We start from the raw sequence: 16,214 nt of genomic DNA on the forward strand, positions 1-16,214 counted from the left end.
GGGGGGCCTCTCTACAAACGAGATCGCAATGCGTCTCTAGGGTGGGACGGCCTCCCCGGAACCTTACTGATTATCGTCAACAGCGTGTTTGAGCCTACTGTTTAACGATGACCTCAACATACAAGGGTGGGTTAGTGGCGCAGAGCTGGGTTTGCAGAGTCGTAGCGGTAGACGGGCGCCGCGTAACCCACCAAGCGATGATCGACTGACAACCGCTGGTGGGTTACGGCGCAACTGACTCCGTAGCGGTAGAGAGTCTGTGGTCATGCGCCTAACCCACCCTACGATTCTGCGACCAAAGTGGGATTTGTGCTGCGATTGCGGCCCAATCGCGGGCGGCAGCCGTTCCATACGGCTCACTGCACTTCCCACATCCGTGTGGGGCGCCAAGGCCGCTCCTACGAAAGGCGGCGAAACGAGCATCTCGCCTTAGTTATCGCGGCCGGCATTGACGATCAGCAGGGTCAATAGGCCGGCCAGTAAGCCCCAGAACGCCGAGCCAATGCCGTAAAAACTAATCCCTGAGGCGCAGACCATAAAGGTCAGCAGCGCCGCTTCGCGCTCGCGCGGGTTGTGCAGGGCGGCGCTCAGGCCATTGCCGATCGAACCGAGCAAGGCGATGGCCGCCACCGACAGCAGCAGCGCGGTGGGCAGGGCGGCGAACAGCGCCACCAGGCTGGCCCCAAACACACCGGCCAGGGCATAGAACACTCCGCACCAGATGGCCGCGGTGTAGCGCTTGCGCGGGTCTTCGTGGGCATGGGAGCCGGTGCAGATGGCGGCGGTGATGGCCGCCAAGTTGACCCCGTGGGCGCCGAAGGGCGCCAGCAGCAAGGAGGCGCTGCCGGTGACGCTGAGCAAGGGTGAGGCCGGCACGTTATAGCCATCGGCGCGCAGTACGGCCAGGCCTGGAATATTCTGCGAGGCCATCGCCACCACAAACAACGGCAAGCCGATACTGATAATGGCGTTGAGGGTAAAGCTTGGCGTGGTCCACTGCGGCAGCGCCAGGCTCAGGGGCACGCTGGACAGATCGAGCAAACCCAGGTTGTAAGTCAGCAGGCTGCCGACCAACAGCGCCGCGAGCACCGCATAGCGCGGCTGCCAGCGCTTGAGCAACAGGTAGCTGAACAGCATCGCCAGCACCAAGGGGAGTTGCTGTTGGGCGGCCGGGAAGATGGCGCTGGCGATCCGAAACAGAATGCCCGCCAGCAGGGCGCTGGCCAGGGAAGCGGGCAGGTGGCGCATCAAGCGCTCGAAGCTGCCGGTCAGGCCGACCAGGGTCAGCAGCAGCGCGCAGACCAGATAGGCGCCGATTGCCTCGTTAAAACTCACCCCCGGCAGGCTGCTGATCAGCAGGGCGGCGCCGGGCGTCGACCAGGCCACCACAATTGGCGCCCGGTAATGCAGCGACAGGCCGATGGTGCACACCGCCATGCCCAGCGACAGCGCCCAGATCCACGAGGTGATCAGCCCACTGTCGAGGCCGGCGGCTTGGCCGGCTTGAAAAATCAGCACCAGGCCGCTGGTGTGGCCGGTGAGCATGGCAATAAATCCGGCGACCAAGGCTGCGACTGAACTGTCGGCGAGGAAGCGCGGCAGGCGTATCCGGGGCATCAAACTACTCCTGGCGGCGGCAGCAATATGGGGTAGAGCGACAGTACCAGCATCAGCGCCATCACATAATTGAACTGCCGTAGCCTGCGCGGGTTTTGTAAGGCACGGCGCAGCAGGCTGCCGGCCAATATCCACAGCGAGCAAGTGGGGTAGTTGATCAGTGCAAACAGGCCTGCGATCAACAGAATCTGCGTGGCTATGGGTTGTGCCGGGGCATAGGTGCTGATGGCGGCGATGGCCATGATCCAGGCCTTGGGGTTGACCCACTGAAAGGCCGCCGCCTGGATAAAACTCATCGGCGAACCGCTGTTTTGACCGTTGGCCTGGGGCGCACCGGCGGTGGCGATTTTCCAGCTCAGATACAGCAAATAGGCGGCGCCGCCGTAGCGCAGCACGTTGTAGAGCGGCGGAAAGAGTTTTAATAACTCACCGAGACCAAAGCCGATGGCGCTGACCATCACCAGCATCCCCAGGCTGATGCCGAGCAAATGGGGCAGGCTGCGGCGCAGGCCGAAGTTAATCCCGCTGCTGAGCAGCATCATGTTGTTAGGCCCCGGCGTCACCGAGGTGACAAAGGCAAAGGCGATAAAGGCCAGCAGTAATTCAGTCGTCATATAGGTCGCTCCAGCAATGGCTTATAGGCTATGCGGGAAGCGCTAAAGCGTCGCGGTACAGCGACTGAGTTGATCGCCCGTACAGTTTTTTGCGCCGGTAACTGCAGCCGTACAATCGGTGTTCTGTGCTGGCTTACTCGTCACCGGCCGTCGGTTGGCGGGTTTTCCCTAGTGCCTGATTGACCGCCAACCAGCCATTCACCGCCGCTTCACCGGCATCAGTGAAAATCCGTTGCAGCAGCTTGGCTTGCTCGCGGCGCAGGGCCTGTTCGAGCTTGGCGCCCTCGCGGGTTAAGCCGAGCAGGCGTTTGCGCTTGTCATCGGCGGCCGTTTGGCTTTCGACCAACTGCATTTCCATCAATTGGCGCAGCGGGATATTCAAGGCCTGTTTGCTCACCCCCAGGGCGGCCAACAGCTCCTTCATGCTCAGGCCCGGATAACAGGCGATAAAGAACAGAATGCGGTGATGCACCCGACTTAAACCCCGGCGCGCCAGCATCTCGTCGGGCTTGGCGGTAAAGGCCTGGTAGCCGAAGAAGAAAGCTTCCATGGCGGCCTGCTGAGTGGCCGTGCTTTTAAGGTCAAGCATGTTGACGTATCTACTGTGGCTGGAGTAATTTCGGTCAATCAGTTTGACTTAATTTATTGCGTCTTTGCCACCGGTGATTTGTATGGCCTTCTCCGAACGTGTTACCCGCCTGAAAAGCTCTTTGATCCGTGAAATTCTGGCCGCCGCCCAGCGCCCGGAAGTGATGTCATTCGCCGGCGGCTTACCCGCCGAAGCCATGCTGCCGAAAGTCGAGTGGGCCGAGATGCCCGCCAGCATGGGCCAATACGGCATGAGCGAAGGCGAGCCGGCGCTGCGTGAGGCGATTGCCTTTGATGCCCGCGCCTTGGGCGTGCCTTGCGATGCCAATCAGGTATTGATCGTTAGCGGCTCGCAGCAAACCCTGGATCTGGCCGCCAAGCTGTTTATCGATCCGGGCACCGAAGTGCTGCTCGAAGCACCTACCTATCTGGCCGCCCTGCAAGCCTTTCAGCTATTCGGCGCCGATTGCATCACCGTCGCCCAAGAGGTCGATGGCCCCGAATTGACTGAGTTGCGCACGCGGCTGGAGCAGCACAAGCCGGCCTTCGCTTACTTGATTCCAACTTTCCAGAACCCCTCGGCGGTGCGTTACAGCGAGGCCAAACGCGATGCGGTCGCGGCGCTGTTGGATGAGTTCAACGTCACCCTGATCGAAGACGAGCCGTACCGCGAGCTGGTGTTCGATGCGGGCAGCGCCACGCCTATCGTCAGCCGCCTGAAAAGCGCCAGCTGGATCTACACCGGCACCGTCTCCAAGACCCTGTTACCGGGCCTGCGGGTCGGTTTTTTGATCGCCACCCCGGACCTCTATCCGCACCTGCTGCGCTTGAAGCAATCGGCGGATCTGCACACCAATCGCATCGGCCAATGGCAGGCCCTGCAATGGCTGGGCAGCGAGAAATACCGTGGCCATCTGGCCGAGCTGCGGGACTTTTACCGCCTGCGCCGCGACGCCATGCAAACGGCCTTGCTGGAGCATTTCGCCGAGCTGGCCGAGTGGCAGATCCCGCAAGGTGGGCTGTTCTTTTGGTTGACCTTGAAGCAACCCCTGGACACCCGCACCCTGCTCAAACCGGCCCTGGCGCAAAACGTGGCCTTTATGCCGGGTGAGCCGTTTTTTGTCGATCCGGACCAGCATCCTGGTTATTTGCGGCTTAACTTCAGCCACGTGGCACCAGAACGCCTAAACGAGGGTCTTAAGCGTTTGGCTGCGGTTATTCAGCAGGCTCAGGCCGATAAGCTGGCGTGAGTTGGGGCCAAACAAGCTGATTAAGGAGGCTGTTATGTACAAGGTTTACGGCGATTACCGTTCGGGCAACTGCTACAAGATCAAACTGATGCTGGAGTTGCTCGGCATTGAGTATCAATGGGTGGCGATGGATATCCTCAAGGGTGACACCCAGAGCGAAGCCTTCCTGACCAAGAACCCGAATGGCAAGATTCCGGTGCTGGAGCTGGACGATGGCACCTGCCTGTGGGAGTCCAACGCGATTCTGAATTTTTTGGCCGACGGCACGGCGTTTTTGCCCAGCGAACCACGGCTGCGCACCCAGGTGTTGCAGTGGCAGTTCTTCGAGCAGTACAGCCATGAGCCCTATGTGGCGGTGGCACGCTTTATCCAGCTGTATCAAGGCATGCCGGCCGAGCGCTTGACGGAGTACCAAGAGTGCCATGTGCGTGGCTACAAGGCCTTCAAGGTCATGGAGCAGCAACTGACGCGCACGCCATTTTTGGTCGGCGAGCATTATTCGATAGCCGACATCACCCTGTATGCCTACACCCACGTGGCTCACGAGGGCGGCTTTGACCTGAGCCCTTATCCGGCCATACGCGCCTGGCTGGCACGGGTGACTAGCCAGCCAGGGCATGTGGAAATGCTGGGCTAACTGTGTAGAGTCGGAAACCGCTCGGTGGGTTACGCGGCGCACTGACTGCTAGGTGAGGTTTTGAGCCTGCGTGGCGCCGCTAACCCACCCTACGAAAACTCGCCGACAACGCATAATTGCGCCATGGCCTTTTTATTTAGTGGAGCGGCAATCATGAAATTCGCTTACACCATCGTTTACGTCCCAGACGTTGAAGCATCGTTGAGCTTCTTTGAACAGGCCTTTGGTTTTACCCGGCGTTTTTTGCATGAGTCCGGCACCTATGGCGAGCTGGAAACCGGCGCCACCGCGCTGGCCTTTGCCGACCATGAACTGGCAGCGATGAATTTCTCCGCAGGCCATGTGGCCGCCCACAGCTCGCCCAAGCCCTTGGGCATTGAACTGGGCTTCGTTACCGAAGATGTGCCGGCCGCCTATGCCCGCGCGCTGGCCGCCGGGGCCGTGGCGATTGCCGCGCCGCAGAGCAAACCCTGGGGGCAGGAAGTGGCCTATGTGCGTTGCCCGGATGGCAGCTTGGTGGAGCTGTGCACCACTATGGAAGGCTAAGCGCTCGTCGGTGCACTCTGATCTTGGCGGTATGCACAGCGTAGGGTGGGCTTCAGCCCACCAAGGGTTGCGTTCAGATGCGGTGGGCTAAAGGCCACCCTACCAATCGCGTAGGTCGAGCCTCAGCTAACCCGCCGCCAGAGGCTGACCTCAGACAAACTGTGCTGAAACTTGTGGCGGGTTTCGCGAATCACGAAGGGGACTTCTTGTGGCGGCGCCAGCAGCTGAAAGTGTTGGTTGAGGATGGCCTTGAGCCCGTCGAGGGTACTGAAACTCTCCCCATCTTTTTTGAAGCCGCCCAGCCAAGCCTCGCGCGGGGTGTGCTCGGTCAGCCAGGTGTAGGGCGAGGCCAGCAGCAGGATACCGCCCAGATTGAGCCGCTTATGCACGGCGGCCAAAAACTGCGCGGGATCGTACAGACGATCAATCAGGTTGGCCGCCAGGATTAGGTCGTAGCCACTGAACTGCGGCTTCAGATTGCAGGCATCGCCCTGGAAAAACTCGACCTTATCGCGCACCTGATCCAGCCCCAGCTCGTCGAGGCGGCGGGTTTGGTAGCTGACCAACTCGCCTTCTTCGCAGCGGGTGTAACGCAGCTGGCCCGTCTCAGCCAGTTGCACGCCCTGGCCGATAAAGCGCGCTGAAAAATCAATCCCCGTCACCCGGGCAAAGTGTTTGGCCAGCTCGAAACTGGCCCGTCCGCAGGCGCAGCCCAGATCCAGGGCTTTTAATGCCGGCTGGTCGGCCATGGCCTGGATGGCCAATTGCGCCAGAGCGCGGGAGAAATTCGGCACGCCGAAGTAGCTGTCGCCGTAATGAAACTCGGCATATTCGCTGAGCAACTTGTCGTGTTCGTAATTGGACGCGGGAATCATGGCGGGGCTCTCGGCGACTATGTAACGGAAACCGGCGTGCTGGAAAAAATGCCGGCGAAAGGCGTAACGGGCGCTGCGCAGCGATTGATTGCCGCAGGAGATCCACGAGCCACCTTGGAATAGGTTGTGCCGCTGATCGAAGGTCGGCGTGCTGAAGTCGTCGTAGATCGGCAGCACTGCAAAGCCATCGAAGGGGTAGGTCGGCGTCTCGCTCCACTGCCAGACATTGCCGCGCACGTCATAAAAATCGCCATGCTTGAACCGATCCACCGGGCAAGGCGAGGCATGGTGGTCGAGCTGGATATTGGCCGTGGCACGCTCAGGGGGGCGCTCGTCGCTAACGCCGGTGTGCTGGTACAGACGCTGCCATTGGTCTTCGCTTGGCAGCCGTACCGGCCGGTTAAGTTGCGCGGCCTGCCAGTTGCAAAAAGCCTTGGCTTCGAGGTAATTGACCTCCACCGGCCAGTCCCAGGGCATGGCGATCTCTTCGGTCAGCAGGCGCAAGCGCCAGCCGCTGTCGCTGTGGCGCCAGAACGTCGGCCAGTGAGCCTCGGCATAGTCGCGCCAGGCCAGGCCTTCGGCGTCCCACCAGCGCGGCTCGCTGTAACCGTTGTCGGCGACAAAGGCCAAGAACTCCTGATTGCTGACTAACAACTGGCTGGCTGCAAAGGCCGGCACCTCGGCCCGGTGCTGGCCGTATTCGTTGTCCCACCCGTACAGATCATCGCTGGCCGCCTTGCCCAGTTGCACCACACCGGCCGGCACCGGCAACAGCTGGTTAAGCGGCGCCTGGGTTTGCGCCGTGCTCGGCCAGGGTCGCCACTGTGGATGGGCGCGCACCAGCTCCAGCGGGTGTTGGCGGATCAGCACCGAGGAGGTTTCCAGGTGGATCAGCTCGTGCTCGATGCCCATCAGAATCGCCCACCAGGGGTTCTGGGCATCAATCGGCAAGCTCAAAGGCGCCGTGCGAATCACCTGGCTGACCAGCTCGCGCACTTGCCGGCGGTAGTCGCGCACGGCCGCCACGCTGGGCCAGTCGTAGTTATCTTCGTTGAGGTCGTCCCAGCTCATTTCATCGACGCCCACGGCAAAGATCGACTCGAAGCGCGGGTTGATCCGCTCGTTGATCAGTCGCGCCAACAGCAGTTTATTGATGAAAAAGGTCGCGGTATGGCCGAAATAGAAGATCAGCGGATGGCGCAGGTTGATCGATTTTTGCAGGAAGCCACGTTCATCGGCCAGCAGCTCGAACAATTGCTCATAGCGGCTAAAGGTGGCCAGAAAGTAGGCGAGGATCTCTTCGCGTTTGCTTGCCACATCGCCAGCCAGCAGGCTGGGCGTGCGCACAGTGGTTGGGCCTGGCATGGACAGTTCTCAAAAAAGCGATGGGCTAACCATAGCCCCGCAAATGTGACTGGCGCCACGTTTTTTTGCCGGGCAAAACGTGAACTGTTGTTGCAACTCCGAGGCATCGTTAGTGTTGCCAGGGGCGCCGACTGGCGCTGACGGCACTGGCAAGAATGTCGGCGGTAGCGGGTTAGAAGGAGGCGATAATGCGCCCGAGCACTTTCATCGCTTGCTCGTTTTGCTCGTTCCAGGGATGGCCGTAATTGAGCCGGGCGCAGTTGCCGAAGCGCCGGGTCGCCGAGAAAATCGGCCCCGGTGCGAGGCTGATGCCTTGTGCCAGCGCCAGTTGAAACAGCTGCAGGGAATCCACCTGGGCCGGGAACTCAAACCACAGAAAATAGCCGCCACTCGGTCGCGTGACGCGGCTGTCGGCCGGGAAGTAGCGCGCCGCCGAGGCCAGCATGGCGTCTTGCTGGGTTTCCAGGCTGTGGCGCAGCTTGCGCAAGTGGCGGTCGTAGCCGCCGTGCTGCAGGTAGTCGGCCAGCGCCGCTTGCGCCGGCACCGAAGGCGAGATGGTGGTCATCAGTTTGAGCCGGCTGATCCGCTCGGCATAGCGCCCGCCGGCCACCCAGCCGACCCGGTAGCCCGGCGCCAGGCACTTGGAGAACGAGCCGCAGTGCATCACCAGACCGTCGCGATCGAAGCTCTTCACCGGCTTGGGCGGCTGGCTGCCGTAGTAGAGCTCGGCGTAGACATCGTCCTCGATCAAGGGCAGCTGGTGCTGTTGAAGCAGCTGATAGAGCGCCTGTTTTTTCGCCTCGCTCATGCTCGCGCCCAGGGGGTTTTGCAGGCTGCTCATAAACCAGCAGGCCTTGATCGGCAACCGTTGCAAGCTGTCGGCCAGGCAGTCGAGATCGATGCCCTCGCGCGGGTGTACGGGGATCTCTACCGCCTTGAGTTTCAGCCGCTCCAGCACCTGCAAACAGGCATAAAAGGCCGGCGCTTCGATGGCCACCAGATCGCCCGGTTGGGTAACGCATTGCAGGCACAGGTTCAGCGCCTCCATGGCGCCGTTGGTGATCACCAGTTCCTGTTGGGCCAGGTGCACGCCGCTGAGCATATAGCGCAGGGCGATCTGCCGGCGCAGGTTGGGATTGCCCTCGGTCATGTCAGTGATCACCCCGTGGGCCGGCATGTCGCGCAGGCCGTGGGCCATGGAACGGGCCAGGCGCGCCAGCGGAAACAACTCGGGGCTGGGGAAGGCCGAGCCGAATGGCACTGTGTTTGGGTCTTTCAGCGAGCCGAGCACCGAGAACACCAGTTCGCTGACATCCACCTCGCTGGTTTGCGCCTGCCGGTTGCTCAGTTGCGGTTCCGGCAGCGGCCGTTGGGCCTGCGCGCGGACGAAGTAGCCCGAGCGCGGCCGGGCCTGGATCAGCCCGCGATCTTCCAGCAGGTAGTAAGCCTGGAATACCGTCGACGGGCTGACCCCGTAAGTGCGGCTGGCCTGGCGCACCGAGGGGGCTTTTTCGCCGGGCGCCAGCACTCCACTGCGAATCAGCGCGGCAATCTGCTCGGCAAATTGTTCGTAACGTTTCATCCGCTCGGAGCCCATCAAACACTGTGCTAGAGGCGGACACTGTACTGGCTGATTAGCCTGCATGCGATCTCTAGCGCTGCTGTGGTGCGACAAAGGTGCTGGCGGTGCTGACGCTGCTGCTTGGCTCGTCGCGGTCGGCCAGGGTGAAGCTAATCGGCTCGGGTGTGCTGGCGGCGGGTTCGCCGGTCAGCACCACGCTCACCGCCAGGCTGCGCATTTCGCCGGGGGCCAGTTGCAGTTCGCGGGCGCCCTGTAACTCTAAGTGCGCAGAGTCGGCCAGGGCGACGGTATAGCTGTGGGCTTGTTGGGTTTTGTTGATGACTTTCAGGCTGTAGATGTTCTCGATCTGCCCCAGGGAGTTTTCGCGATACATGCTGCGGTCCTTGGCCACGTCCAGCGACGCCAGGCTGCGGGTCTCTAGCGCCCAGACGAAGGCGCCGATCATCAGCAGCAGGGTGGCGGCGTAGCCGAGCAGGCGCGGGCGCAGCAGCTGGGTTTTGCCGCCGGCCAAGCTGTTTTCACTGGCATAGCGCACCAGGCCACGGGGATAGTCCATCTTGTCCATCACGCTGTCGCAGGCATCGATACAGGCGCCGCAACTGATGCAGGCCAGTTGCAGGCCGTCGCGGATGTCGATACCGGTGGGACAGACCTGCACGCACAGGCTGCAGTCGAGGCAATCGCCAAGACCTTCGGCCCGGTAGTCGGCGCCTTTTTTGCGTGAACCACGGCCCTCGCCACGGCGGCTGTCGTAGGCGACGTTGAGGGTGTTGCGGTCAAACATCACGCTCTGAAACCGCGCGTAAGGGCACATGTGCAGGCACACCTGCTCGCGCATCCAGCCGGCATTCAGGTAGGTGAGGCTGGTAAAAAACAGCAGCCAAAAACCGCTGCTGAGCGCCAGATCAAAGCTGAGCAGCTCGCCGGCCAGTGGCCGGATCGGTGTCAGGTAGCCGACGAAGGTCAGCGCCGTGGCCAGGCTCGCGGCCAGCCAGAGGCCGTGTTTGGCGCTGCGCCGGCCTAGTTTGTTCAGGCTCCAGGGCGCGGCGTCGAGCTTGATGCGCTGGTTGCGTTCACCTTCGACGGTTTTTTCCACCCACATAAATAGCCAGGTCCAGACGCTTTGCGGGCAGGTGTAGCCGCACCAGACGCGGCCGGCCAGCACAGTGACAAAAAACAGGCCGAAGGCGGCGATGATCAGCAGCGCCGAGAGCAGGATAAAGTCTTGCGGCCAAAGGGTCAGGCCGAACAGATAGATCTGGCTGTTGCTCAGGTCCCAGAGCACGGCTTGGTGGTCGCCCCAGACCAGCCAGGGGCTGCCGAAAAACAGCAGAAACAACGTGCCCGCACCGTACAGTCGCAGGCTGCGATACAGCCCGGTGAAACTGCGGGTATGGATGGCGCCGCCGGCCTGGGCGGGCGTCAGGCGAATGGGACTGCGCGGGTCAATGCTCTCGATCAGCGTGGCGGGAATACGATTGGTCATGCGGGCGGCCCCATCGAGCTTAAAGCGATGGCGCAAATGATCGCGGCGCAGCTGTATTGAAAACAGATTCAGAAAATCAAATAAAAAGCGGAGCAGATGGCGAGGCGTGATGGTTTTTGGCGGCTGGGATTTGGTTCACCCTGAAGACCGTGTTGGTGGGCTGAAGCCCGCCGAGCATGTGTCACAGTCTGCTGCATCAGGAGCAGCAGACTGAGTAGCGGCGGCCTTAGTCGACAAACAGGTCGGTCATCAATTTGCCGGCCGGATCGTAACGGTACTGCTCAAACTCGCTCTGGCCCTGCTCACGGAGGATTTCCTCGTCAATCAGCAGGCGGCCGCTGATGCTGCGCTCGCCGCTGGACAAAATGGCGTAGGCGGCGTCGGCCATGATCGCCGGCAGGCGCGCGGCCTTCATCACGGCCATGCCACCGGCTTCGAACTCGATGGCGGCGGTGGCGATCACGGTCTGCGGCCACAGCGAATTGACGCTGATGCCGTACTTCTTGAACTCCTCGTGCATGCCCAGCGTGAGCATGCTCATGCCGTACTTGGTGGTGGTGTAGGGGCCGTAGTTGGCGAACCACTTGGGGTCCAGGTTCAGCGGTGGCGACAGGCTGAGGATATGGCCGCGGCTTTCTTTCAAGTAGGGCAGCGCAGCCTGGCTGCAGACCATCACCGCGCGGGTGTTGATCTGGAACATCAGGTCATAGCGCTTGGGTTCGAGTTTTTCCACGCCGACCAGTTTGATTGCGCCGGCGTTGTTGATCACTGCATCGATGCCGCCGAAGTGTGCGGCGGCCTTGGCCATGGCGATTTTCACCGCCGCTTCGTCGCGCACGTCCAGTTGCAGGGCCAGGGCCTGGCCGCCGGCGGCTTCGACTTCCGCCGCCACCGAGTGGATGGTGCCGGGCAGCTTGGCATGGGCCTCGGCGCTCTTGGCGGCGATGACGATATTGGCGCCATCGCGCGCGGCGCGCAGGGCGATCTCACGGCCGATGCCACGGCTGGCGCCGGTGATAAACAGGGTTTTGCCTGAAAGGGACATGGGGGTGCTCCTGAAATTGTTGTTGTTTTCGGTTGATTCAATTGGTTGCGAGTGTGGGAGCGTAGGGTGGTCAACCGCGAAGCGTTGGCCACCGCTGGTGGTTATTGGGGCGAGGTGGCCACCGATGATGGTTATCCCGTCCAATGCATATCCCGGTCAATTGGTGGCCAAGCTTCGCGTTGACCACCCTACGTTTAAGCCTCGTCGGCTTCGATTTCCACCAGCAGCTGGCGGTTTTTCACCTGTTCGCCCTGCTTGATGCCGATGCGGCGGATGATGCCAGAGGCTCCGGCTTTCATCGGGTGTTCCATCTTCATCGCTTCCAGCACCACCAGCAGCTGGCCTTTGCTGACCCGCTCACCTTCGCTGACCAGCACCTCGACTATGGCGCCATCCATCGGTGCCTTGACGGTGCCGGAGCTGGCGGCGTTCTGCCCGCCGGCCGGTTCGTGGGTGACGTCCTGCAGCTCCAGATTGCCGCGCTGACCATACAGCCAGAGTTGCTCGCCGTTGTGTTGGTAAGCGATGCGCCGGCGGATGCCGTCCAGCTCCAGGGTTAACCAGCGACCATCGCTGGCCAACAGCTTTAGCTCGACGCAGCTGTCGCCAACCTTGGCGCGCAGGCTTGGCTGACTGCCGGCGGTCAGCACCTCCAGCTCGACGCTGTATTTCTGCTCGCCGTGCTTGAGGGTGAATTGCCACGGCGCGCTGCCGGCGCTGCGCCAGCCGGCCAGCTCGCCTTGGTGGGCGCGGCTGTTGGCGGATTCTTGATAGAGCAGGGCGGCGGCCACGGCCAGCTCGGTGGCGGCTGGCGCTTGCGGGCTGAGGCTTGGGTCGTTATGAAAGTGCTCACCGATAAAGGCGGTGGTGGCATTGCCGGCGGCAAATTCGGGGTGCGCCAGCAGGTTGGCGAGGAAGCGCTGGTTGCCATTCACCCCCAGCAGCACGCATTCCTCGACGGCGCGCACCAGCTTACGGCGGGCTTCGTCGCGGGTGGCGCCATAGGCGATGATCTTGGCCAGCATCGGGTCGTAGAACGGGCTGATTTCCTGGCCTTCGACCAGGCCGTGGTCGATGCGGATGCCGTCCAGCAACTCCGGCTCCCAGCGCAGCACTTGGCCGGTTTGCGGCAGGAAGTTATGGGCGGCGTCTTCGGCGTACAGCCGCACTTCCATGGCATGGCCAGTCAGGTGAATTTCATCCTGCTTGAGCGGCAGCGGTTGCCCTGCGGCGGCGCGAATCTGCCAGGCCACCAGGTCTTGGCCGGTGATCAGCTCGGTGACCGGGTGTTCCACCTGCAGGCGGGTGTTCATCTCCAGGAAGAAGAACTCACCGCTCTGATCCAGCAGAAATTCCACAGTGCCGGCGCCGACGTAATTCACCGAGGCGGCGGCCTTGACCGCGGCTTCGCCCATGGCTTTACGCAGCTGCGGGGTCATCACCGGGCAGGGTGCTTCTTCGACCACCTTCTGGTGGCGGCGCTGCACCGAGCAGTCGCGCTCACCCAGGTAGAGGATGTTGCCCAGCTGGTCGCCGAACACCTGGATTTCCACGTGCCGGGGTTTGATCACCGCCCGTTCGAGAATCAGCTCGCCGGAGCCGAAGGCGTTTTGCGCCTCGGAGCGGGCGGTGCGCAGCTGGGTCGCCAGTTCGGCCGCCTCATGCACCAGGCGCATGCCACGGCCGCCACCGCCGGCGCTGGCTTTGATCATCAGCGGATAGCCGATGCGGCCGGCCTCGCGGATCAGGCTGTCTTCATCCTGAGCCTCGCCCTCGTAGCCGGGAATGCACGGCACGCCGGCGGCCAACATGGCGATCTTCGACAACCGCTTGCTGCCCATCAGGTGGATGGCTTCCACGGTCGGGCCGATAAAGACGATGCCGGCGGCTTCACAGGCGCGGGCAAACTCGGCGTTCTCCGAGAGAAAGCCGTAGCCGGGGTGAATGGCGTCGGCGCCAGTTTTCTTGGCCGCAGCGATGATGTTTTCAATCAGCAGATAGGACTGATTGACCTGGGCCGGGCCTATGCACACAGCCTCATCGGCCACTTGCACATGGCGGGCGCCGGCGTCGGCAATCGAATACACGGCCACGGTGCGGTAGCCCAGCTCGATGGCGGTGCGCATCACCCGGCAGGCGATTTCGCCACGGTTGGCGATCAGAATCTTGTTGAAGGCGGGCATGGGTGTGGCTCCTGCTCGGCGTAGCCCGGAGATAGTCCGGGGTGTGTTAGCCGGATTGCATCCGGGCTACGCGGCTGTGTTGTTTTTATAGGAGGGGCTTTAGCCGCGATAAGCCTTAAAAGCTTCGCGGCTAAAGCCGCTCCTACAGGTTGTGGTGATTACAGCGCCCAACTCGGTTTGCGCTTTTGCACAAAGGCCATGGTGCCTTCGCTGCCCTCGCTGCCCAGCACGGCTTCGGCGAACTGGCCGGCGGCGTGGTCGAGCAGGCTGCTGAGGTTTTCCGTTTCGGTGGCCAGCAGCAGTGCCTTGGTCGCGGCGTTGGCTGCGGGCGCGCACTGGCGAATTTGCTGCAGGCATTGGGCGAGGCGGTCGACCACGGCCTGGTCGTCGTTCTCGCAGAAGTGCACCAGCCCCAGGCGCAGCGCTTCCGCGCCGTCGAAGCGCGCCGCAGTCAGGGCCAGACGGCGGGTCTGGGTCAGACCGATGCGCTTAACCACGAAGGGGGCGATCTGCGCCGGCAAAATCCCCAGGCTGGTTTCCGGCAGGCCGAACTTGGCGCCTTGATGGGTGATGGCGATATCGGAGACGCAGGCCAGGCCGAAACCACCGCCGAGCACCGCGCCTTCCAATACCGCGACCAGCACTTGCGGCGCGTACTGGGCTTCTTCCAGCAGGCTGCCGAAGGCGCGGTTCAGCGTGCGGTAGGCGTCGCCACCTTTGGCGCGCGCACCGGCCATGTCCTTGATGTCGCCACCGGCGCAGAAGTGCCCGCCCGCGCCGCGCAGAACCAGTGCACGCACCTCAGGGTTGTGACGCACCGCAGCGAGTACCGCGCGCAGTTCTTCGACCATCGCCAGGCTCATGGCATTGCGGCTGTCCGGGCGGTTGAGGGTGATGTAGACCACGCCTTCGACCAACTCCAGCAACAGGGTTTCGCAGTTCGGTAGAGACATCCTCGACAACCTCAAAAAATTAGCAGCGCCTGGGCCGTAGGGTGGGCTTTAGCCCACCGCCATGGAGGAAATTAATGGTGGGCTGAAGCCCACCCTACAGCCGTCTTACGGTCGCCAGGAACGTAGGATGGGTTGAGGCACGCAGCGTCGATACCCATCGTGGTTGGGTTGATGGGTATCGCTGCGCTCAACCCATCCTACGGTTACGGTCGTGGGTTTCTTAGCCCTTCTTGATGGCCTGCCATCCTTGGCGGCCACCCTGCGGGCCGTCGCTACGCGACGTTAAAAATAGCTCCCGGCTATTTTTTCTTACCCGGTAGGGTGCCCATCAGTTTGCAGATGATGCCCAGCATGATTTCGTCGGCGCCGCCGCCAATCGAGACCAGGCGCACGTCGCGGTAGGCGCGCGACACCGGGTTGTCCCACATAAAGCCCATGCCGCCCCAGTATTGCAGGCAGGAGTCGGACACTTCGCGGCCCAAACGGCCGGCCTTGAGCTTGGCCATGGAGGCCAGCTTGGTCACGTCCTGGCCGCGCACGTACAGCTCGGTGGCCTGATAGACCAGGGCGCGCAGGCATTCGATCTCGGTCGACAGCTCGGCCAAGCGGAAGTGAATGACCTGGTTGTCGATCAGCGCATTGCCGAAGGTCTTGCGCTCCTTGCAGTAGTCGATGGTGCTGTCGATGCAGTATTCCAGGCCCTTAATCATATTGGCCGCGCCGAACAGCCGCTCTTCCTGGAACTGCAGCATCTGCATCATAAAGCCCGCGCCTTCGTGGCCGATGCGGTTGCGCTGGGGCACACGGACGTTGTCGAAGAACACCTGGGCGGTCTCCGAACTGCGCATGCCGAGCTTGTCCAGGTTGGCGCTGAGGCTGATGCCGGGGGTGTTCATCGGCACCACGATCAAGGATTTGTTGACGTGGGCCTTGTCGTCGCTGGTGTTGGCCAGCAGGCACATAAAGTCGGCGGAGGGCGAGTTGGTGATCCACATCTTGCTGCCGTCGATCACATAGTCGTCGCCGTCTTTGCGGGCGGTGGTTTTCAGGCCGGCCACATCGGAGCCGGCGCCCACTTCCGACACGCCGATGCAGCCGACCATGTCGCCGGCAATGGCCGGGCGGAGGAACTCTTCGCGCAGTTCATCGGAGCCGAAGCGTGCCAGGGCCGGGGTGCACATGTCGGTCTGCACGCCAATCGCCATGGGGATACCGCCGCAGCGGATGGTGCCAAATTCCTCGGCGGCGACTATCGAGTAGCTGTAATCCAGACCCATGCCGCCGAATTTCTCCGGCTTGGAGATGCCCAGCAGGCCCAGGTCGCCGGCCTTCTTGAAAATCTCGTGGATCGGGAAGGTGCCGGCTTTTTCCCACTCGTCGACGTGGGGATTGATCTCGCGCTCGACAAAGGTCTTAACCGTGCGGCGTAGTTCTTCGTGTTCTTGGGTAAAGATCATTTTTATTCTCCGAAGG

Annotated in this window: 13 protein-coding genes; 3 read left to right on the forward strand and 10 right to left on the reverse strand. The window is 62.1% G+C overall.

Features of this window, described 5'->3' with window-relative positions:
• Nucleotides 1–429: 429 nt before the first annotated feature.
• The 3 genes from Q8R10_RS12845 to Q8R10_RS12855 all read right to left on the reverse strand — a co-directional run bounded on the left by Q8R10_RS12845 (nt 430) and on the right by Q8R10_RS12855 (nt 2,820).
• Nucleotides 430–1,617 carry a benzoate/H(+) symporter BenE family transporter gene (locus Q8R10_RS12845; protein ID WP_305654226.1) on the reverse strand — a complete coding sequence of 396 codons (1,188 nt, stop codon included), beginning with the start codon at nt 1,615–1,617 and terminating at the stop codon, nt 430–432.
• The gene (locus tag Q8R10_RS12850) at nt 1,617–2,231 is read right to left on the reverse strand and encodes a LysE family translocator (protein ID WP_305654227.1); all 615 of its coding nucleotides are present in this window, start codon (nt 2,229–2,231) and stop codon (nt 1,617–1,619) included. The genes Q8R10_RS12845 and Q8R10_RS12850 overlap by 1 nt, the downstream gene beginning before the upstream one ends.
• 133 nt (nt 2,232–2,364) lie before the next feature.
• Complete coding sequence (locus Q8R10_RS12855) at nt 2,365–2,820, reverse strand: MarR family winged helix-turn-helix transcriptional regulator (protein ID WP_305654228.1); 456 nt, start codon at nt 2,818–2,820, stop codon at nt 2,365–2,367.
• Nucleotides 2,821–2,902: 82 nt separating this feature from the next.
• Between Q8R10_RS12855 and Q8R10_RS12860 the strand changes: the two genes are divergently transcribed.
• The 3 genes from Q8R10_RS12860 (at nt 2,903) to Q8R10_RS12870 (ending at nt 5,252) form a co-directional block, all read left to right on the forward strand.
• Nucleotides 2,903–4,069, forward strand: coding sequence for a PLP-dependent aminotransferase family protein (locus Q8R10_RS12860; RefSeq protein ID WP_305654229.1), 1,167 nt, complete (start codon nt 2,903–2,905; stop codon nt 4,067–4,069).
• 34 nt (nt 4,070–4,103) lie between these two features.
• Nucleotides 4,104–4,706, forward strand: coding sequence for a glutathione S-transferase family protein (locus Q8R10_RS12865; RefSeq protein WP_305654230.1), 603 nt, complete (start codon nt 4,104–4,106; stop codon nt 4,704–4,706).
• Nucleotides 4,707–4,859: 153 nt separating this feature from the next.
• On the forward strand, nt 4,860–5,252 hold the full coding sequence (locus tag Q8R10_RS12870) for a VOC family protein (RefSeq protein WP_305654231.1): 393 nt from the start codon (nt 4,860–4,862) through the stop codon (nt 5,250–5,252).
• 122 nt (nt 5,253–5,374) lie between these two features.
• Here Q8R10_RS12870 and ovoA read toward each other — a convergent pair whose 3' ends face one another.
• The 7 genes from ovoA to atuD all read right to left on the reverse strand — a co-directional run bounded on the left by ovoA (nt 5,375) and on the right by atuD (nt 16,198).
• Nucleotides 5,375–7,492 carry a 5-histidylcysteine sulfoxide synthase gene (gene ovoA / locus Q8R10_RS12875; RefSeq protein WP_305654232.1) on the reverse strand — a complete coding sequence of 706 codons (2,118 nt, stop codon included), beginning with the start codon at nt 7,490–7,492 and terminating at the stop codon, nt 5,375–5,377.
• A 172-nt stretch (nt 7,493–7,664) separates the two neighbouring features.
• Nucleotides 7,665–9,074 (reverse strand): GntR family transcriptional regulator MpaR, encoded by a 1,410-nt coding sequence (gene mapR / locus Q8R10_RS12880; RefSeq protein ID WP_305654233.1) that lies wholly within the window; start codon nt 9,072–9,074, stop codon nt 7,665–7,667.
• 70 nt (nt 9,075–9,144) lie between these two features.
• Nucleotides 9,145–10,560, reverse strand: a complete 1,416-nt coding sequence (gene ccoG, locus Q8R10_RS12885; RefSeq protein WP_305654234.1) for a cytochrome c oxidase accessory protein CcoG — start codon at nt 10,558–10,560, stop codon at nt 9,145–9,147.
• A gap of 226 nt (nt 10,561–10,786) precedes the next feature.
• Complete coding sequence (locus Q8R10_RS12890) at nt 10,787–11,605, reverse strand: NAD(P)-dependent oxidoreductase (protein WP_305654235.1); 819 nt, start codon at nt 11,603–11,605, stop codon at nt 10,787–10,789.
• Nucleotides 11,606–11,799: 194 nt separating this feature from the next.
• Nucleotides 11,800–13,788, reverse strand: coding sequence for an acetyl/propionyl/methylcrotonyl-CoA carboxylase subunit alpha (locus tag Q8R10_RS12895; RefSeq protein WP_305654236.1), 1,989 nt, complete (start codon nt 13,786–13,788; stop codon nt 11,800–11,802).
• 158 nt (nt 13,789–13,946) lie between these two features.
• Nucleotides 13,947–14,741, reverse strand: a complete 795-nt coding sequence (locus Q8R10_RS12900) for an enoyl-CoA hydratase/isomerase family protein (RefSeq protein WP_305654237.1) — start codon at nt 14,739–14,741, stop codon at nt 13,947–13,949.
• Between the two features lie 299 nt (nt 14,742–15,040).
• Nucleotides 15,041–16,198, reverse strand: coding sequence for a citronellyl-CoA dehydrogenase (gene atuD / locus Q8R10_RS12905; protein WP_305654238.1), 1,158 nt, complete (start codon nt 16,196–16,198; stop codon nt 15,041–15,043).
• Between the last annotated feature and the right edge of the window lie 16 nt (nt 16,199–16,214).

The organism is Pseudomonas sp., from assembly GCF_030698175.1.
Lineage (GTDB): Bacteria > Pseudomonadota > Gammaproteobacteria > Pseudomonadales > Pseudomonadaceae > Aquipseudomonas.